This window comes from Ferrovibrio sp. (assembly GCF_046297895.1).
Classification (GTDB): Bacteria; Pseudomonadota; Alphaproteobacteria; order Ferrovibrionales; family Ferrovibrionaceae; genus Ferrovibrio.
Window position 1 is genome coordinate 459,190 of sequence record NZ_JBKBHC010000001.1, and the last position, 19,972, is coordinate 479,161.

Sequence of the window (19,972 nt, forward strand, 5' to 3'; positions counted from 1 at the left end):
CTTCCCTTACTTCACGACCAGGTCGTTCCTGACCGCGCGTACGCCCTGCACATTGCGGGCGATCTGTTCGGCGCGGGCCTTGGCCTGGGCGTCGTCGACGAACCCGCTCAGTTGAACCACATCCCTGAAGGTTTCGACGCTGATCTGGCCCGCCTTGGTGACCGGATCCTTGATCAATTCGGCCTTCACCTTGGTCGTGATGGCCGCCGAGTCGATATATTCGCCCGTCGATTCCCGCGTCGGCGTCGACGAGCAGGCGGCGACGGCGCCGCCCAGCATCAGCACGATTGCGGCGCTGCGGGCGATGAAGGCAAGATTGCGCATGATCCGATCCTCGTTTCTGTCTGCGCATCCCTGATGGAATGCTGTCGGGACCGGAACGACGCCGGCGGGAATTTGTTCCCGGCGGGTGCGTCTATACGAAGAAATCTGGAATCAGGTCGGTTTCCGCTGCGCCCGGATGACGGTAGCGTGAGAAATCGGTCAGTCCCGCCCCGCGCAGCACTTCGTCGTCGATGAAGAAGTTGCCGGTGCAGTCGCGGGCGGGCCGGGTCAGGATCACATGGGCGGCATCGGCCATGATCTCCACCTTGCGGCACTTCTTGCGCAACTCGGGCCCGGTGATCACGTTCATCGCATCGGTGTCGATGGCGGTGCGCGGCCACAATGCATTCACCGCCACGCCCTTCTTGCGGAATTCGCCAGCCATGCCCAGCACGCACATGCTCATGCCGAATTTCGCCATCGTGTAGGCGACGTGCGGGCTGAACCAGCGCTCTTCCATGTTCAATGGCGGCGACAGGTTGAGGATATGCGGATTCTCGGCCTTCAGCAGGTGCGGCAGGCATTTCTGGCTGCACAGATAGGTCCCGCGCGTATTGATCTGGTGCATCAGGTCGTAACGCTTCATCGGCGTTTCCAGCGTGCCGGTCAGCGAGATGGCCGAAGCATTGTTGACCAGGATATCGAGGCCGCCGAAGGTCTCGACGGTCTTCTGCACGGCGGCTTCCACCACCGCCTCCTCGCGAACGTCCACCACGATGGGCAGCGCCCGGCCACCCGCCTTTTCGATGGCCTCGGCGGCCGTATAGATCGTGCCGGCCAGCTTGGGATGCGGTTCGGTGGTCTTGGCGGCGATGGCGATATTGGCGCCGTCCCTGGCCGCGCGCAGGGCGATGGCGAGGCCGATGCCGCGGCTGGCGCCGGTGATGAACAGGGTCTTGCCCTTGAGCGATCCAGTCCTGATGACTTCGGTCATGTTGTCCTCCCGCCTTCTGTTTATTGCGCCGCCTCGTCGACGGTGTCGCAGCGCTGGAACTCGTAGACGCCGCCCCCGTTGAGCCGCCGCTCCACCAGACCCTCGCGCATCAGGTGATGAAGATGCGCCAGCGCCTCGCCCGCCGCCAGCGTCATGTGATCCTTGATGTCGCGCTTGAACAGCAGCGGCAGCGTCTCGATTACCGTATGCGGACGCTCCAGCGCGGCCAGCAGGGCATCCAGCCTGGTGGCATGGTGCCGCTGCAGCATGGCGATGCGCTGGTGCAACCCGATGAAGGGATCGCCATGGGCCGGCAGCACCAGGATGTCGCGCGGCAGATGGCTGAACTTGGCGAACGAGTCGAGATACTGCGTCAGCGGCCCGGCTTCGGGTTCGCCGGGGTAGACGCCGATATGCGGCGAGATGCGCGGCAGCACCTGGTCGCCCGAGATCAGCACGTCCAGCGATGGGCAGTACAGGCAGGCATGTTCCGGCGAATGGCCGCGGCCGACGATCACCTGCCAGTCATGGGCGCCGATGCGGATGATGTCGCCTTCCGTAATGCGATGGAAACCACGCGGGATCGGCGTCACCGCCTTGGCGAAATTGCCGAAGCCGCGCGCCCGGATCGCATCGAGTTGCGCCGCGTCGAAGCCCAGCCGCCCATAGAAGGCAATCACATCGACCGGCACTTCGGGCAGTTGCTCCAGTTCCAGCATGCGGCCGAAGCTCCACTCGCCCAGCGTCATCCACAGCGGTGCATTGAATTTCTGCTGCAGCCAGCCGGCCAGCCCCAGATGGTCGGGATGGAAATGCGTGCATAGGATGCGGGTGATCGGCTTGCCGCCCAGATGCGCGGCGATCACCTGCTCCCAGATCGCCTGCAGCCTGGACGACCGCACGCCGGTATCCACCAGCGTCCAGCCCTCGCCATCCTCCAGCAGCCACAGATTGATGTAATCCAGCCCCGGGATTGGAATCGGCATGCGCAGCCACAGCACACCGGGCCGCATCTGCATCACCGCGCCATCGCCCGGCCTGCCGCCATTCGGCTCCCTGGCAAAGGGATATTTCAGGCTGGCGCCGCCATCCGGCGTCGGCGTGCCATCGATCATGGGAATGGAATCGTCTGCGGTGTCTGCCACGAAAGGCCTGCGGGGCTGGAGTTTTTGTTATGTGGGATAACTGTAGTTTCCCGTTGACGTAAGCGTCAATGCGGCGAAGTCCAGCACATCGGTCATGAAAAAGGCCGGGGCATTGCCGCCCCGGCCCGTTAATCCCTCGTGACGTTGCGGAAAAGGCGGCTTACGCCCGCAGCAATTCCGGCGTGACCTCGGCCAAAGCCGCGCTGCCTTCGGTGGCCGAACGGCATAGGCCATCCACCGTCGAGAGTACCTGCTCGGCAAACAGCCGCGCCGACACGATCTTGGCGGTGAAATACGGATCGGTGGAGCCGCCCGCGATCTCGGCTTTCGCCGCCAGCGCCTGCCGCGCGAGCAGCCAGCCGCCCACCGTGGTGGCAAAGCCGCGCAGGAACGGCGTGGCGCCAGCCAGTGCCGCGTTGGGATCCTTGGCCAGTTGCTGCCCCATCCAGACCGAGGCTTTGCCCAGCGATTTCAGCGCCGCGTCAAGGTTGGCGTGGATGCTGCCAAAACCTTCGCCGGCCCTGGCCAGTTCGGCGATGGTCCCGCCGATCTCGGCGAACAGCGCCTTCACCGTCTCGCCGCCATTCAGCGGCAGCTTGCGCGTCACCAGGTCGATCGCCTGGATGCCGTTGGTGCCTTCATAGATCGGCAAGATGCGGGCATCGCGGTAATGCTGGGCCGCGCCGGTCTCTTCGATGAAGCCCATGCCGCCGTGGAGCTGCACGCCCATGGACGCCACCTCGCAGCCGATATCGGTGGCCCAGGCCTTCGACAGCGGCGTAAACAACTCCACCATCGCCTTCCAGTGCTTGCGCTGCGCTTCGTCGGGATGATGGTGCGCGCGGTCGATGGCGGCAGCGTTCAGGTAGATCAGGCCGCGGCAGGCCTCGGTCAGGCTGCGCATCAGCATCAGGGTGCGGCGCACATCCGGATGCTCAATGATCGCCACATGCTGCTCGGCATTCATGCCGGGATGGCGGCCCTGTTTGCGCTGTTCGGCGTAATCCAGCGCCTGCTGGTAGGCGCGCTCGGCAATCGCCAGGCCCTGGCAGCCCACGGACAGGCGAGCGTTGTTCATCATGGTGAACATGCAGCGCATGCCCTGGTTCTCCGCACCCAGCAGCCAGCCGATGCACTCGTCGTTGTCGCCGTAGCTCATCACGCAGGTCGGGCTGGCATGGATGCCAAGCTTGTGTTCCAGCGACACCACGCGCAGATCGTTGCGCTTGCCCGGGTTGCCGTTGGCGTCTGGGATGAATTTCGGCACGATGAACAGCGAGATGCCCTTGGTGCCGGCCGGCGCATCGGGTAGGCGGGCCAGCACGAGATGCACGATATTCTCGGCCATGTCGTGTTCGCCATAGGTGATGAAGATCTTCATCCCCTTGATCTTGTAAGTGCCGTCGCCCACCGGCACGGCCTTGGCTTTCAGCGCGCCGACATCCGAACCGGCCTGCGGCTCGGTCAGGTTCATCGAGCCGGTCCACTGGCCCGACACCATCTTGGGCAGATACAGCGCCTTCTGCGCATCCGTGCCATGCGCCATGATCGCGTCGATGGCGCCTTGGGTCAGCAGCGGGCAGAGCGAAAACGACAGATTGGCGGCCTGCACCATCTCCTGTGCCGCCATGGTGAGTGCCCAGGGCATGGCACCACCGCCGAGTTCCTCGGGAAACGGCATGCCGTTCCAGCCGCCATCGACGAATTTCCTGTAGGCATCGGCAAAACCCGGCGCGGTGCGCACCACGCCGTTATCGAGTTTTGCGCCTTCCTTGTCGCCGCCGCGGTTGAGCGGGGAGAGCACGCCGGCAGCGAATTTCGCGGCCTCTTCCAGCACGGCGCCGACGGTTTCGCCCTCAGCATTTTCCAGACCCGGCAGGGTGGCCAGTTCGGCCAGGCCAGCGATCTGCTCCAGGGTGAAACGCATATCCTTGACGGGGGCGGCGTATTCCATCTCGGTCTCCCTTGAACCGCGCGACTGTACAATGAGGCGCTGCATAATATGGTCTGGAACGCCTAGCAAGGCCAATGCCCCCCGGCGTAAACTTGGCCCATGGTTGACGTAACGATTTCAGAGGCCGCCGAGAAGTTGAAAGCCGGCGAGGTGGTCGCTTTCGCCACCGAGACGGTCTACGGGTTGGGCGCCGATGCCACCAATCCCTTCGCAGTCGCAAAAATTTTTGCGGCCAAGGGCAGGCCGGATTTCAATCCGCTAATTTGTCATATCGCCGACCTCTCTCAGCTCGATGCATTGGTAACGGTCGATACTCGTGCCCGCCGGCTGGCCGAGGCTTTCTGGCCCGGCGCCCTCACGCTGGTGCTGCCGCGCCGGCCCGACTGCCCGGTGGCGCCGGCTGTCTCCGCCGGCCTGCCCACGCTGGCCTTGCGCATGCCGGCGCATCCGCAGGCGCGCGCCCTGCTGCGCCAGGTTGGCCGGCCCGTTGCCGCCCCTTCGGCCAACCGCTCGGGTCACGTCTCGCCCACCACCGCACGCCACGTGCGCGACAGCTTGGGGCCTGACATCGCCGTGCTGGATGGCGGCCCCTGCCCCGTCGGCCTGGAATCCACCGTGGTCGGCCTGACCGGGCCGCAGGCCACCCTGCTGCGGCCGGGCGGATTGGCGGCGGAGGAGATCGAGCGCGTGCTCGGCGCACCGCTGGCGCGGCCGATGGATGCGAAACTGGAATCGCCCGGCATGCTGCTGAAGCATTACGCGCCACGCCTGCCGGTGCGGCTCAATGCGGCCGCGCCGCTGTCCGGCCGCCGCGAGGGACTGCTCAGCTTCGGCCCGGCGGCGCCGGGCTTCGCCCATGTGCATCCCCTGAGCGCGGCCGGCGATCTGGCCGAGGCGGCGGCCAACCTGTATGCCGGCCTGCATGCGCTTGATGCCCTGCCCGGCCTGGACGGCATTGCGGTGATGCCGATACCGGGCCACGGCCTGGGCCAGGCCATCAACGACAGGCTTACGCGCGCGGCGCGCGGACGCTAGGATCGCCGCCTCAATGACGGTGACTGAATGAACGCTCTCGCTCCCGATCTGCTCGACCGCTTCCGCGCCATCGTCGGCCCCAAGGGCTGGACCTCCGAGCCCGATGCGCTGGCCCAGCATGTACGCGAATGGCGCGACCTCTATGCCGGCACGACGCCGCTGGTCCTCAAACCGGCCAGCACGGCGGAGGTGGCCGCCATCGTGAAGCTGGCGAACGAGACCAAGACCAAACTGGTGCCGCAGGGCGGCAATACCGGCCTGGTCGGCGGCGGCATCCCCTTCGATGGCGGCGACGAGATCATCCTGTCGCTGCAGCGCATGAACAGGATCCGCGCCATCGATCCGCTGAACGACACGATCACGGTGGAAGCCGGCTGCATCCTGCAGAATGTGCAGCAGGCGGCGCGCGAGGCCGGCCGGCTGTTTCCGCTGTCCATCGGCTCGGAAGGCAGTTGCACGATCGGCGGCAACCTCTCCACCAATGCCGGCGGCAACGCCGTGCTGCGCTATGGCAATACCCGCGAGCTGACGCTCGGCCTGGAGGTGGTGCTGGCCGACGGCCAGGTCTGGGACGGCCTGCGCGGCCTGCGCAAGGACAATACCGGCTACGACCTGCGCGACCTGTTCATCGGCGGCGAAGGCACGCTGGGGATCATCACCGCCGCCGTGCTGAAGCTGCATCCGCTGCCCAAGGCGATGGCCACCGCCTTCACGGCGATTCCCAGCCCGCAGGCCGCCATTGAACTGCTGGCCCTGGCCAAGGCGGCCACCGGCGGTCAGGTCACCGGCTGCGAGATCATGCCACGCATCGGGCTGGATTATGTACTGCGGCACACGCCGGCCACCAGCGACCCGATCGCCGGGCGCCATCCCTGGTATCTGATCCTGGAATTCTCCTCGGGCCGCGACGACGGCGCCATTGCCGAGACCATGGAGGCCGTGCTGACGGAGGGCTTCGAGAAGGGCCTGGTGCTGGATGCCGCCATCGCACAGTCAGATGCCCAGCGCGCCGCCTTCTGGAAGATCCGCGAGGCGATGTCGAGCGCCCAGAAACCCGAAGGCGGCAGCATCAAATGCGATATCTCGGTGCCGGTGTCGCAGATGCCGCTGTTCATCGAGCGGGCCAGCAAGGCGGTGGAGGACCTGATCCCCGGCGTGCGCATCGTCGCCTTCGGCCATATCGGCGACGGCAACGTGCATTTCAACCCGTCCCAGCCGGTGGGTTGGAAGCCGGAAGACTTCATGTCCTACTGGGACCGCGTGCACCAGATCGTGCACGACATCGCCCACGAGATGAATGGCTCGATCTCGGCCGAGCATGGCGTCGGCCGCATGAAGATCGACGAGATCACGCAATACAAGCCGGCCATCGAGATCGAGATGATGCGCCGGATCAAGCGCGCTTTCGACCCGAACAATATCCTCAATCCCGGCAAGGTCGTGCGGCCCTGACATGACCGTTCTGTTTCGCGCTTACCTGGCGATCAGCGCCGACGGCTTCATCGCCCGGCCCGACGGATCGGTCGACTGGCTGCATGATTACGATCCTGCCGATTTTGGCCATGACGCTTTCATGGCCGGCATCGGCAGCATCGTCATGGGCCGGGCCACCTACGAGATCAGCCGCAGCTTTGGCGGCGACTGGCCCTATGCCGGCAAGCCGGGTTATGTGGTGACATCGCAGGCGCTGCGCGAGCTGCCGCCGGATACGCAAACCTGCCGCGCCGATTTCGGCGCGCTGGCCGCCGAGCTGCGGCGCGTGTCGAAGGGCGACGTGTGGCTGCTGGGCGGCACGCGGCTATGGGAAGGCTTCCTGCAGGCCGGCGCGCTCGACCGTTTCGAGCTGTTTGTCATTCCCCGCCTGATCGGCGAGGGCCTGCCGCTGCTGCCGCCGGAGCGCCGCGACCTGCGCCTCGAACTGCTCGAGTCCGAGGCGCTCAGCCGTGGCGTGATCAGGCTGGTCTACAAACCGCTGCTATGACGCCCGGCCCAGATTCGGGTCGCGGGCAATCGCCTTCTGCGTCATGAACACCACCACGATCAGGCCAATGCCGATCAGATCGGTGACCAGGCCGGGCTTGATCAGGCAGAGCGCTCCGGCGACCAGCAATGCGCGTTCCCACATCAGCGCAGGCCTGATCAGGTAGCCGTACAGTCCGGCAGCCAGCGCCAGACAGCCGATGGTTGCGCTGGCGGCGGCATGCAGGATGTCTGGCCAGTCGCCGATGGCCAGCAGGGCTGGCTCGTAGACGAACATGAACGGCACGATGAAGCCGGCCGCCCCGGTGCGCACGGCCGCCCATCCCGCTTCCCATATGTTCGCCTTTGCCAGGCTGGCCGCGGCATAGACCGCCAGCGCCACCGGCGGCGTGATCGCCGACAGGATGGCGAAGTAGAAGGCGAACATGTGCGCCGCCGGCTCGATCACGCCCAGCTTCATCAGCGCCGGAACCATCAGCGACACCATGACGATATAGGCCGGCGTGGTGGGCATGCCCATGCCGAGGATGATGCCCGCCACCGCCGTCAGCACCAGCGCCAGCACCAGGCTGTTCTGCGACAGGCCCACCACCCAGTTGGTGAAGGTGAGACCAAGGCCGGTCAGGGTGATCGAACCGATCACCAGGCCGGCACAGGCGCAGGCCAGCGCCACTGCCAGCGTGTTGCGGGCGCCGTCCTGCAGGGCGTCCCACACCATCTCCAGGCGCAGGCCCTCGCGCGTGTTGGCGCGCAGCATGGCAACCGGGAAGCAGGCCAGCGTTCCGGCCAGGGCGCAGAGCGGCGCCGAATAGCCCATGAACATGCCGCCCAGGATCACCGCCACCGGAATGAAGAGGTGGCCACGCTCCTTGAGCACCGCAAGCAGTCGCGGCACCTCATGGGCCGGCAGGCCGTGCAGGCCACGCCGCTTGGCCTCGAAATGCACCGCCCCGAAGCAGGCGATATAGTACAGCAGGGCCGGAATCAGGGCCCACAGCACCACCGTGGCATAGGGCACGGCCAGGAATTCGGCCATCACGAAAGCGGCCGCGCCCATGATCGGCGGCATGATTTGTCCGCCGGTGGACGCCACCGATTCGACTGCCGCGGCGAACGATGGCTTGAAGCCGCTGCGCTTCATCAGCGGAATGGTGATCGGGCCGTCGACCATGACATTGGCCACCGCCGAGCCGGAAATGGTGCCGAACAGCGAAGACGACACCACCGCCACCTTGCCCGGACCGCCGGCCTGCCGGCCGGTGAGCGCCAGCGCAAAATCCATGAACAGCTTGCCCGTGCCGGTGCGCTCCATGAACGAGCCGAACAGCACGAAGATCATCACATAGGCGGCCGAGACGCCGAGCGTGGAGCCGAAAATGCCCTCGGTCGTCATGTAGAGCTGGTCGAGCAGGGTGAGCGGATCCACCTGCGTGACGAACAGCGCATGTCCCATGAAGACCAGCGCGGTGATCGGCAGGGCCCAACCGATCACGCGGCGCGTGGAATCCAGAACGATCACGACCAGGAATACGCCGGCAACGATATCGAGTGGCTTAAGGTCATCGATGTAGATGATGCGGTCGATGAAATAGTCGAGATTGATGAACAGATGGCCCAACGCCAGTGCGGCGCCTGCGAACAGCAGGGCATCGAGCCAGATGAAACGGCGCCGGCCGACGGCATCCCGCGCGATGGGGTAGAGCAGCAGCACCAGGGCCAGGGCAAAGGCCAGATGGATGCCACGAAAGATCAGGGCCTGCGGCGGCCCCATGGCGATGACCCACATGTGGTACAGCGCCATCGCCACGCCGATCGGCGCGACTACGCGCCTGACCAGGGTTCTGCCATCCATCGTCCGCCCCTCCCGGATCGACCGCCGCTTCCTTTGTCGAAGCGGCGAAAAAAAGGACCGGCGTCGCCCGTCCAGAAGCGACGCCGGCCAGTACGCCTCAATCGGTTACTTCAGCGCACCGACTTCGCGGTAGTATTTCGCCGCACCCGGATGCAGTGGCACGCCGATATCCTCGGCCATCTCCTTGGCGGTCAGCTTGGCCATCGCCTTGTTCACCGCGGCCATGTCGGCCACCTGGGTGGCCATCGCCCTGGTCACGGCATAGACCTTGTCTTCCGGCAGCTTGCACGAGGTGATGAAGTGCGTGGAATAACCGATCACCGGCACATCCTTGTCCTGCTTCGGATAGGTGCCGGCCGGCACGATCACCTTGTTGTAGCCGGCATTGATCTTCTTCATCTCGGCCAGACCATTGTCGGTGATCGGCACCAGCTTGACGTCGCGCGAGGTGGCCAGGTCCATCACCGAGGAGGCCGGGATGGTGGTGCCGAGCGTGAAGACCTGGGCATGCCCATCCTTCAGCAGCGCCGCGGCATCGTTGTAGGAGGCCATGAAATTGACCTTGCTCATGGCGTCATACGACAGGCCATGCGCCTTCAGGATGTCGGCCGAAATCGCCTCGGCGGTATTGCCCCTGGTCTGCACCGCGATGGCCTTGCCTTTCAGGTCCTCGACCTTCTCGATCTTGGAATCGGCCGTCACCACCACCTGGAAATACTGCGGATAGAGGTTGGCGACCTGGCAGACATTGGCGGCCTTCTCGTTGAACGGCGCGCGGCCATTGACCGCATCGACGGTGGAGATCGAGTTGCCGAAGCCGAATTCGGCCTTGCCTTCCTGCACGCCCTTCACATTGGCGATGCCGGCGCCCGGCAGGGTCTGGATGGTCAAGCCAGGCACAGCCTTCTCGAACATCGCCTTCATGGTGCCGCCCAGCGGCACCCAGACGCCGCCCTGCGGCCCCGTCATCAGCTTGTAGGTCTGTGCCTGCGCGTCGGCCCCGGCGAATCCGGCGATACCGAGGGTTACAGCCGCAACAAATACGGCGCGACTGATGCTGTTATGACGCATGGTGTCCTCCCGAATGATTTTTTGTGCGTGCGAGTGTGCGCAGCCCGCGCCGCCGCGTCAAGCAAAGATCAGTCAACTGAATAGATCGAGCTGTGGTTGCGCGGCATTTTTTTCGTGCTGCAGCGCGTCATGCGGCAGCAGCGCCCCATCCGACCGGATGTGAACCACGCTCGATCCGTGCATCAGCAGCGCCGGCGTCACCAGATGCGTGCGGTGGCAATGCCGTGGATCGGCCTCGGCGCACATCATCGCGGTTGGCTTCTCTTCTGCCCAGGCGATCAGCGCCGTGATCCCTGCCTGAAAATCAGGCTCCGCCGCGCGAGGCATGCCGCCCAGCGTCTCGCCGAACCAGCGGTAGTCGATGCCATCGGCTGCGAGGCGGTCCCGCAGCGCGGCCTGATTGAATTGCGGCACGAATCTTGATGCGGGGCGAGACCGCAGGTCGGCCAGCCGGCCGATGCCATGCGCCTGGAGCAACGCGATGAAGCGCTCCGGCGGATGGTTCGAATGGCCGATGCTGTAGATCACGGACGTCAGGCTCCCGGGACCGCTGAAGGGATTTGTGACCCCGATCACAGTTACCAACCGGTAACTTGCACAGGATGGACGGGTTTTACGCGTATCTATATATACAGCGCGGCCCGGGAAATATCCCCGGGCGGGGGAATATCGTGCCATGAAACGTGTTGCCAAGATCGGTCTGGCCCTGCTCGCCCTGGCTATCGTCGTCAGCGGCGGGCTCTACCTGGCGAAGGGGCGCCAGCCGGTGCGGGCTGTGAGCACCGCTGAACCGGCCCGTTTCGAGGGCATCGAATTCTCCCCGGCCGACCTGACCCAGGCGAAAATCGCCGATCTGCGCCAGGTCGTGCGTATGAGCGGCAGCCTGCAGCCCCTCAATCAGAGCCAGATCCGCGCCGAGGTCGCAGCCGTGGTGCAGGATGTGTCCGTGCGGCGCGGCGAAAGCGTGAAGAAGGGCCAGTTGCTGGCCCGGCTGGATACCGCCGACCTCGCCGCCCGCCTGCGCGAAAAACAGAGCAATCTGGAAAGCGCACGCTCGGCCCTCACGCTGGCCCAGACCAATCGCGACAAGGCCATCACCCTCACCCAGCGCGGCGTGAAATCCCAGACCGCACTGGACGAGGCTGAAAATGCCTGGCGCAATGCCCGCGCCAATGTTGCCGCCCTGGAACAGCAGGTGACGATGGCGCGCAAGGCGCTGAACGACGCCGCCATATACGCCCCGCTGGATGGCCTGGTGGCCGAACGCTTTGTCAATCCGGGCGAGCGCGTGGCCGTCGATGCCAGGCTGTTCGTCATCGCCGATCTGGATGTGATGGAAGTCGAGGCGCTGGTACCGGCGCGCGACGTGCCGCAGCTGAAAACCGGCCAGAAGGTGCTGCTGCGTGTGGAAGGCTTCGGCGAACGCCTGTTCGACGGCCATATCGAACGCATAAATCCCACCGCGCAAAGCGGTTCGCGCTCCATCCCGGTCTATATCCTGCTGAAGAATCCCGAACAGGTTCTGCGGGGCGGCATGTTCGGCAGCGGCGAGGCCGTGCTGGCCGAGCAGCGTGCCGCCGTCGCCATTCCGGCAGAGGCCGTACGCCGCGAACAGGGCGCCGATATCGTCTATGTGCTGAAGGACAGCCGGCTGGAGCGCCGCGCCGTTCAGGTGGCCCTATCCGGCACGCCCGATGGCCGCGTCGCCATCGCCGCTGGCGTGGCTGCCGGCGAAACCGTCATCGCCACCCCGGGCCTGCGCCTGAGCGACGGGCTGGCCGCCCGCATCGCCGGCCGCTGACCCGCCGGTATCGGACCCCAGAGGAGAGAGCCGGCCATGTGGCTCACCCGCGTCAGCGTCGATAACCCCGTTTTTGCCACCATGATGATGGCATCGCTGCTGGTGGTCGGCCTGTTCGCCTATTTCAAGCTCAGCATCGAGCAGTTTCCCGATGTGGAATTTCCCATCGTGGTGGTCGGCACCAGCTATCCCGGTGCCACGCCGGAAAGCGTGGAAAGCGAAGTCACCCGGCCCATCGAAGATGCCGTCAACACCATCAGCGGCGTACGCTCGCTCACCTCGCGTTCGCTGGAAGGCCGCTCGACCGTCATTATCGAATTCGAACTGACCGTCGACGCCGTGGAAGCCGTGCAGGACGTGCGCGAGAAGATCGCACAGGTGACGCCGGGGTTCCGCGACGAGATCAAGACGCCGGAAATCACCCGCTTCTCGCCCGACAGCCAGCCGATCGCCTCCATCGCCGTGCGCACCGACCGGCGCGACCTGCGCGAACTGACCACGATGGCAGACCAGGTGATCCTCAAGCGCCTGCAGACCGTGCGCGGCGTCGGCCAGGCCTACATCGTCGGCGGCGTGAAGCGCCGCATCAACATCCTGCCGAACCCCGAGAAGATGCAGGCTTACGGCATCGGCATGGATCAGCTTATCAGCGTTCTGAAAAGCGAAAACCAGCAGCTTCCCGTCGGCACCCTGACACGGCCGCAGACCGAATTCGTCGTTCAGATCGAGGGCCGCGTGATCGACCCGCGCAATCTGGCCCAGCTTGTGCTGGCCAGGCGCGGCGGCGCCTCGGTCACGCTCGGCGATGTCGCCACGGTGGAAGACGGCACCGAGGAGAAAGAAGCCGTTGCCCTGTTCGATGGCGACCGCCTGCTGGCGATCAACTTCATCAAGGTACAGGGCTCCAACACCCTGGAAGTGATCACCGGGCTGAAGGAAGCCGTGAAGGAGCTGCAGGCCGACCTGCCGTCCGACGTCAACCTGCAATTCATGCGCGACGACAGCCGCGCCATCCTGATTTCGGTCAACGGCGTGCAACGCACCCTGATCGAAGGCGCCATCCTCACCGTGCTGATCGTGTTCCTGTTCCTCAATTCCTGGCGCAGCACCATCATCACCGGCCTGACCCTGCCGATCGCCGTGATCGGCACGCTGGCCGCCGTTTATGCCGCCGGCTTCACCCTGAACAAGCTCACTCTGATGGCTTTGTCGCTCGCCATCGGCATTCTGATCGACGACGCCATCGTGGTGCGCGAGAACATCACCCGCCATGTCGCCATGGGCAAAAGCCACCGGCAGGCAGCGCTGGACGGCACCAACGAGATCGGCCTTGCGGTGCTGGCCACCACCTTCTCCATCGTCGCGGTCTTCCTGCCGGTCGCCTTCATGGGCGGCATCATCGGGCGCTTCTTCCTGCAGTTCGGCATCACCGTTACGGTCGCGGTGCTGATCTCGCTGTTCGTCAGCTTCACGCTTGATCCGATGCTGTCCAGCGTGTGGCACGACCCCGACAGCCTGCCCAATGCAAAACGCGGCCCGGTCGGCCGCGCCGTCGCCGTGGTCGACCGGGGCATGGAACGGCTCGGCCGGTTCTATCGCCATGTGCTGCGCTGGAGCCTGCGGCGCCGCTGGGCCGTGCTGCTGATCGCCGTGCTCAGCCTGGTCGGCAGCGTCATGCTGGTCGGGCGGCTGGGCACCGAATTCGTGCCCGAACCCGATCTTTCGGAAATCCTGGTCGAGATCACCACCCCGCCCGGCTCGGCCATCGACTATACCGAAGCGAAGATCCGCCAGGTGCAGGACGCGCTGAAGGAATTCCCCGAGGTGCAGTATTCCTTCGCCTCCATCAATGCCGGCGCCTTCGCCCGGCGCAATGTCGGCACGCTGTATGTCCGTTTCGTGCCGCTGGAGCAGCGCAAGCGCACGCCCCAGCAGATGACCCAGCCCTTCCGCGATCGCCTGAGCCGGATCGCGGGCATCGACAACATCAACATCGGCCTGCCCAATCTGGGCGGCGGCCTCAACAAGCCGATCATGATCGCGCTCAAGGGCCAGGACATCGCCGAACTCGACCGCCTGTCGCAGGAGGCGATGGCAATCATCCGCACCGTGCCCGGGGTGGTCGACCTCGAATCCAGCCTCAAGGCCAACAAGCCTACCGTGGCGCTGGATATCGATCGCGCGCTGGCCGCCGATCTGGGCGTCAGCGTCGCCTCCATCGCCGCCACCCTGCGCCCGCTGCTGGCCGGCGAGGAAGCCGGCACCTGGAAGGCGCCGGACGATGAAAGCTACGACGTTTTCGTGCGCCTGCCGCGCGACGACCGCACCGGCCTGCCCGATCTGGAGCGCATCTATGTGGCCTCCAACCAGATGAACGCCGACGGCAATCCGAAGATGATCGCCCTGGCCCAGGTGGTGAAGATCCAGCCGTCTGCCGGCTCGACCCAGATCAACCGCCGCGACCTGGCACGCGAGGTGCTGCTGACGGCCGCCACCTATGGCCGGCCGGTGGGCGAGGCCGGCCGCGAGATCCAGGCGAAACTCGAACAGATGAAACTGCCGCCGGGCTACCGCTTCTGGTTCGGCGGCGCCTCCAAGGACATGAAGGAATCGGCCGGCTTCGCCGCCGCTGCCCTGCTGCTGGCCGTGATCTTCATCTACCTGATCCTGGCTTCGCAGTTCGGCAGCTTCCTGCAGCCCTTTGCCATCATGGCTTCGCTGCCGCTGTCGCTGATCGGCGTCATCGTCGGTCTGTGGGCCTGGAATTCCACGCTCAACATCTTCTCGATCATCGGCTTCATCATGCTGATGGGCCTGGTGACGAAGAACGCCATCCTGCTGATCGACTTCGTCAACCATGCCCGCCGCAGCGGACTGGACCGGCTGGAGGCGATCCTGGAGGCCGGCGAGATCCGCCTGCGCCCGATCATGATGACAACGCTGGCGATGATCTTCGGCATGCTGCCGCTCGCGCTGGCTTTCGGCGAGGGCGCCAAGCAGACCGCGGCCATGGCCCATGCGGTGATCGGCGGCCTGATCTCGTCCTCCCTGCTCACCCTGATCGTCACGCCGGTGATCTTCACCTATCTCGACGATCTGGGCGCCTGGGTCAGCCGCAAGCTGCCCAAGGCTGGTGATCATGGAGCACCGGATCATGGGCATGACGTCGCGTCAGCCGAAAAACATCCGGCGGAATAACAGCGCAACACCGCTAAATCAGGCAGTCATCAGTTCTAAACTTGTCATATCGGTCTCTGTGTCGCTGCCCTAGATTAGAGGCATAATGCCTCGTTACAGGGAGGACTCATGTCGCAGATCCTGACGGCCGCCGCAAAAAACGACCTCGCCATCCGCAGCTTCCTGGTGCGCAGGGACGACCTGCGCCAGACCCAGTTCATCGACGCGCCCTTCGACCAGAACAGCCTGCAGCCGGGCCAGATTCTGCTCAAGGTCGACAGCTTCGCCTTCACCGCGAACAACATCACCTATGCCGAACTGGGCGAGCGGATGGCCTACTGGAAATTCTATCCCGCCGCCGATCCCGCCTGGGGCATCATTCCGGTCTGGGGTTTTGCCGAGGTGATCGCCTCGCACCATGCCACCATCGCGGTGGACGAGCGCATCTTCGGCTTCCTGCCGATGGCGAGTCATGTGGTGCTGCAGCCGGGCAAGGTCAGCGACGACGCCTTTACCGATGCATCGCCGCACCGCACCGGCCTGCCGGCCGCCTACCAGCGTTACGGCCGCGTCACCGGCGATCCCGATTACGCGCCGGACTTCGAGGCCATGCAGTCGCTCCTGCGGCCGCTGTTCATCACCTCATTCCTGATCGACGATTTCCTGGCCGACGAAGGCTTCTTCGGGGCCAAAGCGGTGATCCTGTCCTCCGCCTCCTCGAAAACCGCCTTTGCGCTGGCGCATGAACTGCACAAGCGCAAGGCCGTGACGGTGATCGGCCTCACCTCGGCTGGCAACCGCGCCTTCGTCGAGGGGTTGGGGTGTTACGATCGGGTGATGACCTATGATGCCATGGCCGAGCTGCCCCGCCAGCCGGCTGTGTATGTCGATTTCGCCGGCAGTGCTGATATCCGTCGCGCCATCCACGAGCGTTTCGCCGACGATCTGAAGTATTCCTGCGCCGTTGGCCTGTCGCATCGCGAGATGAATCCGCCAGGCAAGGGACTGCCCGGGCCGAAGCCGGTTTTCTTCTTCGCCCCCGATCGTATCGTGAAACGCAACAAGGACTGGGGTCCCGGCGGCCTCGATCTGCGGCTGGTCGCCGCCTGGCGCGATTTCATGCGCACGGCGAAAGGCTGGCTCAAAGTGCAGAGCGGCAGCCGCCGCGATGTCGAAGCCGTCTATCGCGCCACGCTGGAAGGCCGCGTGAAGCCGCATGAGGGCCATATCCTCAGCCTGTGGGATTGACCGACCGCCCGGTTGTTTCGTCCGGCATCAGGCCTACATCCAGTCGCATCGCTTCATCCTGACCGGAGGCCCGATGCGGAAAACTCGGCATTTCACCCGCCGCACCCTGCTGGCCGGCATGGCGGCAACCGGAATGGCGGCGCCCCTGCTGCCGGCGGCGGCCCGTGGCCAGCCCGGCGGCTTCATCTCCCGAAAGATTCCCTCCAGCGGCGAGATGCTGCCGGCCATCGGCCTGGGCAGCTGGATCACCTTCAACGTCGGCAACGATCCGGTCGGCCGCGCCGCCAGCCTGGCGGTGATGGAGGATTTCTTCCGTCTGGGCGGCCGCATGATCGACTGCTCGCCCATGTATGGTTCGTCGCAGGCGGTGATCGGCGAGGGTCTGGCGCGGCTGAATACAAGGGATCGGGTGTTCTCGGCCGAAAAAGTGTGGACATCCTCCGGCCGCAGCGGACCCGGCCAGATCGAGCAGACCCGCCGCTTCTGGGGCGTCGACCGGTTCGACCTGCTGCAGGTGCACAACCTGCTGGCCTGGGAGGCGCATCTCGACACCTTGCGCGCGATGAAGGCCGAGGGCCGCCTGCGCTATATCGGCATCACCACCTCGGAAGGCCGCCGGCATCGCGAGTTCGAGCAGGTCATGCGTGCCGTGCCGCTCGACTTCATCCAGGTCAGCTACAACATCCTCGACCGCGAGGTGGAACAGCGCATCCTGCCGCTGGCGCGCGACCGCGGCATCGCCGTGATCGTCAACCGGCCATTCCGCCAGGGCGATCTGATCCGCGCCGTCGAACGCCGCCCGCTGCCCGCCTGGGCCGCCGAGATAAATGCGGCGAACTGGGCGCAGGTATTGCTTAAATTCATCCTCGCCCATCCCGATGTCACCTGCGTGATTCCGGCCACCAGCAGGGTTGAGCACCTGCGCGAGAATATGGGGGCCGGCCACGGTACGCTGCCGGATGCCGCCCTGCGCCGGCGCATGATCGCCGATATCGAGACGCTGTGATGGCAGAATGGTGGACCTACGGCCTGTCCGATTTCCTGCTGTTCTCGCCGCAGACCTATCAGCGCCTGTTCGAGCTGCATAACGCCGCGCTGTGGCCGGCGCAGGTCGCGGCGCTGATCGCCGGTATCGGCCTGATCCTGCTGACCATGCGCCGGTCGCGCGGCGCCTGGGGCCTTGTCGCACTGGCCTGGCTGCTGGTGGCCTGGCTGTGGTTCCACCAGCGTTACGCCACGATCAACTGGGCCGCCGACTGGATCGCCATCGGCTTCGCGCTGCAGGCCCTGCTGCTGCTCTGGCATGGCCTGCGCGGCAGGCCGGCAGCCGCGCGCGACCCGATCGCCGGCCTGGCTTTCATGGTCTTCGCCATCGCCGCACAGCCGCTGCTGCCGCGTTTGCTCGGCCGGCCCTGGAAGCAGGCCGAGATCTTCGCGCTGGCGCCGGGGCCGACGGTGATTGCCACACTTGGTCTGCTGCTGGCGTTGCCGGCGCCGCGCCATCTGCTGATCCTGCCGCTGCTCTGGTGCGCCATTGACGGCGCCACGCTGTGGAGCATGGGTGCACCGGAAGCCTGGCTGCTGCCGGCAGCAGGTCTGCTGACTGTTGCCATGACGGCGCTGCGGCGCGCCTAAACCGGCTTTTAAGCGAGCAGTTTCGCCAGCAGGCCGTCCAGCACGGCGCGGCCTTCTCTTGTGGCGACGATCTTCTGTGGCGTGCGGATCAGCAGCCCGGCGGTTTCCAGCGGCGCGCTGCGTTGCGGCGGCACCACCTCGTTCAGACCGAGGCCGCAGGCAGCCCGGAAATTCTCCGCATACACGCCCTCGCTCAGGCGCAGGCCCATCATCAGCGCCTCTTCCGCGCGTTCCCGCGCGCCGACGGGCGTCAGGCTTTCGCGGCCCTCGCCCTGCTGCTCCACCTGTTCCAGCCAGACTTCCGGCTTGCGCCGGTTCTGGATCGCCTGCCAGCCCTGATCGCCCCGCAGCCGCGCATGCGCGCCGGGACCCAGCCCCAGATATTGCCCACTGCGCCAGTAGACCAGATTGTGCCGGCTCTCGCCGCCCAGCTTGGCGTGATTGGAAATCTCGTAGGCCGGCAGGCCGGCTGCGTCCATGATCTCCTGCGTCAGGTCATAGAGTGCCGCCTGCGTATCGTCGTCCATCGGTTTCAGCGCGCCGCGCGCCACCGCGCCGGCAAAGCCGGTATTGGGTTCGATGGTCAGCGTGTAGAGCGAGAGATGGTCGCCGGCCAAAGCCAGCGCTTCATTCAGTTCGACGCGCCAGTCCTGCGCCGTCTGGCCGGGCCGGGCATAGATCAGGTCGAAGGAATAGCGCGGCACGGCCTTCTGCGCCGCCGCGATGGCGCGCCGCGCCTCATTGGCGTCATGCGCGCGGCCGAGGAATTTCAGGACGCCTTCATTGAAGCTCTGCACGCCGATCGACAGCCGGTTGACGCCGGCCTGGGCGAAGGCGGCGAATTTTTCCGCCTCGGCCGAGTTCGGATTGGCCTCCAGCGTGATCTCCACGTCATCGGCAAAGCGCCAGTGCCTGCGCGCTTCCGCCAGGATCGCCGCCGCCGTCTCGGGCGGCATCAGCGACGGCGTGCCGCCGCCGAAGAATACCGAGGTGACGGTTTCGCCGCGGCCATAGCCGGCCTCGGCATACTGCGCCAGTTCGGCCAGATAGGCGCGCTGCCAGCGGGCCGCGTCCACGCGCTCGCGCACATGGGAATTGAAGTCGCAATAGGGGCATTTCGAGACGCAGAAGGGCCAGTGCACATAGAGGCCGAAGCCGCGCGGCGGCAGCTTGCTCTGGTGAACCGGGCTAGCGCCGGAAACAGGCATCGATCAGTTGCTTGAAAGCCAGCGCGCGGTGGCTGATGGCATGTTTCTCCGGCGGCGGCATCTCGCCGAAGGTCCGGTTGCCGAACCCCACTTCGCTTTCGGGCAGGAACATCGGGTCGTAGCCGAAGCCATGGCTGCCGCGCGGCGGCCAGACCAGCCGGCCATGCACCACGCCCTCGAAGCTTTCCACATGGCCGTCGGGCCAGGCAAGCGACAGCGCGCAGACGAACTGGGCGCGGAAAGGCGGCTCGACGCCCTTCTCCTGCACCGCGCGCCACACCTTGTCCATGGCATAGCCGAAATCCTTCTTCGGCCCGGCCCAGCGCGCGGAATAAATCCCCGGTGCGCCATCCAGCGCATCGACGCCCATGCCGGAATCGTCGGCCAGCGCCGGCAGGTTGGCACCGCGCGCAGACGCCAGCGCCTTCAGCTCGGCATTGGCGATGAAGGTCTCGCCCGTCTCTTCCGGTTCGGGCAGGCCCAGTTCGCCGGCCGACACCGCCTGCACGGCAAAGGGCGCCAGCAGGTCGGCGATCTCGCGCAGCTTGCCGGCATTGTGACTGGCGATCACCAGCCGGCCGCCGTCGAAATGCCGCCGCGCCACGGCT

General features: G+C 65.7%; 17 protein-coding genes. 8 read left to right on the forward strand and 9 right to left on the reverse strand.

From position 1 onward, the window contains the following. Positions 1-6 precede the first annotated feature (6 nt). The 4 genes from ACK4FK_RS02240 to ACK4FK_RS02255 all read right to left on the reverse strand — a co-directional run bounded on the left by ACK4FK_RS02240 (position 7) and on the right by ACK4FK_RS02255 (position 4,357). Positions 7-324: a BON domain-containing protein gene (locus ACK4FK_RS02240; RefSeq protein WP_409740498.1), complete on the reverse strand. Its 318-nt coding sequence runs from the start codon at positions 322-324 to the stop codon at positions 7-9. Between the two features lie 91 nt (positions 325-415). Beyond that, positions 416-1,258, reverse strand: a complete 843-nt coding sequence (locus ACK4FK_RS02245; protein WP_409740500.1) for an SDR family oxidoreductase — start codon at positions 1,256-1,258, stop codon at positions 416-418. A 20-nt stretch (positions 1,259-1,278) separates the two neighbouring features. Further along, entirely contained in the window at positions 1,279-2,403 is a 1,125-nt protein-coding gene (locus ACK4FK_RS02250; RefSeq protein ID WP_409740502.1) for an MBL fold metallo-hydrolase, read from the reverse strand. Between the two features lie 160 nt (positions 2,404-2,563). Beyond that, entirely contained in the window at positions 2,564-4,357 is a 1,794-nt protein-coding gene (locus ACK4FK_RS02255) for an acyl-CoA dehydrogenase (RefSeq protein WP_409740504.1), read from the reverse strand. Between the two features lie 99 nt (positions 4,358-4,456). On the opposite strand from ACK4FK_RS02255, the gene ACK4FK_RS02260 reads away from it, so the two are divergent. Genes ACK4FK_RS02260 through ACK4FK_RS02270 form a run of 3 tightly spaced genes read left to right on the forward strand, consistent with a single transcriptional unit; the run spans position 4,457 to position 7,373 of the window. After that, positions 4,457-5,392: an L-threonylcarbamoyladenylate synthase gene (locus tag ACK4FK_RS02260; protein ID WP_409740506.1), complete on the forward strand. Its 936-nt coding sequence runs from the start codon at positions 4,457-4,459 to the stop codon at positions 5,390-5,392. 27 nt (positions 5,393-5,419) lie between these two features. Continuing rightward, entirely contained in the window at positions 5,420-6,844 is a 1,425-nt protein-coding gene (locus ACK4FK_RS02265) for an FAD-binding oxidoreductase (RefSeq protein WP_409740508.1), read from the forward strand. Between the two features lies 1 nt (position 6,845). Further along, on the forward strand, positions 6,846-7,373 hold the full coding sequence (locus tag ACK4FK_RS02270; protein WP_409740510.1) for a dihydrofolate reductase family protein: 528 nt from the start codon (positions 6,846-6,848) through the stop codon (positions 7,371-7,373). Here the strand turns inward: ACK4FK_RS02270 and ACK4FK_RS02275 are convergent. The 3 genes from ACK4FK_RS02275 to ACK4FK_RS02285 form a co-directional block, all read right to left on the reverse strand. After that, positions 7,368-9,224 (reverse strand): TRAP transporter permease, encoded by a 1,857-nt coding sequence (locus ACK4FK_RS02275; protein ID WP_409740512.1) that lies wholly within the window; start codon positions 9,222-9,224, stop codon positions 7,368-7,370. The two genes, ACK4FK_RS02270 and ACK4FK_RS02275, sit on opposite strands and share 6 nt — an antisense overlap. Positions 9,225-9,329: 105 nt before the next feature. After that, complete coding sequence (locus ACK4FK_RS02280; RefSeq protein WP_409740514.1) at positions 9,330-10,295, reverse strand: TAXI family TRAP transporter solute-binding subunit; 966 nt, start codon at positions 10,293-10,295, stop codon at positions 9,330-9,332. A 72-nt stretch (positions 10,296-10,367) separates the two neighbouring features. After that, the gene (locus tag ACK4FK_RS02285) at positions 10,368-10,823 is read right to left on the reverse strand and encodes a DUF488 family protein (protein WP_409740516.1); all 456 of its coding nucleotides are present in this window, start codon (positions 10,821-10,823) and stop codon (positions 10,368-10,370) included. 148 nt (positions 10,824-10,971) lie between these two features. Between ACK4FK_RS02285 and ACK4FK_RS02290 the strand changes: the two genes are divergently transcribed. The 5 genes from ACK4FK_RS02290 to ACK4FK_RS02310 all read left to right on the forward strand — a co-directional run bounded on the left by ACK4FK_RS02290 (position 10,972) and on the right by ACK4FK_RS02310 (position 18,156). Next, a complete protein-coding gene (locus ACK4FK_RS02290; RefSeq protein WP_409740518.1) occupies positions 10,972-12,096 on the forward strand; it encodes an efflux RND transporter periplasmic adaptor subunit in 1,125 nt (374 codons plus the stop codon). Between the two features lie 36 nt (positions 12,097-12,132). Further along, entirely contained in the window at positions 12,133-15,294 is a 3,162-nt protein-coding gene (locus ACK4FK_RS02295; RefSeq protein WP_409740520.1) for an efflux RND transporter permease subunit, read from the forward strand. 108 nt (positions 15,295-15,402) lie between these two features. Further along, positions 15,403-16,521: a DUF2855 family protein gene (locus ACK4FK_RS02300; RefSeq protein WP_409740522.1), complete on the forward strand. Its 1,119-nt coding sequence runs from the start codon at positions 15,403-15,405 to the stop codon at positions 16,519-16,521. A gap of 73 nt (positions 16,522-16,594) precedes the next feature. Next, a complete protein-coding gene (locus ACK4FK_RS02305; RefSeq protein WP_409740524.1) occupies positions 16,595-17,527 on the forward strand; it encodes an aldo/keto reductase in 933 nt (310 codons plus the stop codon). Continuing rightward, a complete protein-coding gene (locus tag ACK4FK_RS02310; RefSeq protein WP_409740526.1) occupies positions 17,527-18,156 on the forward strand; it encodes a DUF6064 family protein in 630 nt (209 codons plus the stop codon). Before ACK4FK_RS02305 ends, ACK4FK_RS02310 begins: the two co-directional genes overlap by 1 nt. A gap of 8 nt (positions 18,157-18,164) precedes the next feature. Here the strand turns inward: ACK4FK_RS02310 and hemW are convergent, their stop codons facing one another. Together hemW and rdgB are read right to left on the reverse strand one after the other, a co-directional pair. Further along, a complete protein-coding gene (gene hemW / locus ACK4FK_RS02315; protein WP_409740527.1) occupies positions 18,165-19,364 on the reverse strand; it encodes a radical SAM family heme chaperone HemW in 1,200 nt (399 codons plus the stop codon). Next, positions 19,345-19,968 carry an RdgB/HAM1 family non-canonical purine NTP pyrophosphatase gene (gene rdgB, locus ACK4FK_RS02320; RefSeq protein ID WP_409740529.1) on the reverse strand — a complete coding sequence of 208 codons (624 nt, stop codon included), beginning with the start codon at positions 19,966-19,968 and terminating at the stop codon, positions 19,345-19,347. The genes hemW and rdgB overlap by 20 nt, the downstream gene beginning before the upstream one ends. Positions 19,969-19,972 lie beyond the last annotated feature (4 nt).